We start from the raw sequence: 472 nt of genomic DNA on the forward strand, positions 1-472 counted from the left end.
GGCGACGGCCTGGGCCGCCGCGATCACCGGGACGGCCGCGACCGCGGTCTCGAAGCCGGCAGCCACGGGCTGGGTCGCCAGCGCGGCCCAGGCCTCCACGGACGACCCGTCGCCGGCATTCCAGTCGCTGCCGTCGAACCAGGGCTGGACCTCGGACCAGTCCGGCAGGTCGGACCAGTCGCGCGCGGGCGCCTCGGCGACGACCTCGGGCACGGCCGGCTCCGGGACAGGGGTCTGGACCGGCATTGGGCCCTGGACCGGGACCGGGGCGATCGCCGCCGTCGAAGCGGACAGCTCGACGCTTGGCCGAACCGGACGGCGGTCGGGGGTGCGGAAGTAGCGGACGCCCGGGGGCGCCACGAAGGGCTGGCGCCACAGCGGCACGACCCCGCCATCCTCGGCGAACTCGGTCGGGACGATCTCGGGCATCGCGGCCGGGGTCGCGAGCCGCGCCTGCTCGGCCAGGTCTCGC

General features: G+C 76.9%; 1 pseudogene. It reads right to left on the reverse strand.

The annotated features are described in order from the left end of the window. Positions 1-472, reverse strand: a pseudogene (locus FV228_RS32505) (DNA translocase FtsK); the annotation flags it as partial.

This window comes from Methylobacterium sp. WL18 (assembly GCF_008040015.1).
GTDB classification, from domain to species: Bacteria; Pseudomonadota; Alphaproteobacteria; order Rhizobiales; family Beijerinckiaceae; genus Methylobacterium; species Methylobacterium mesophilicum.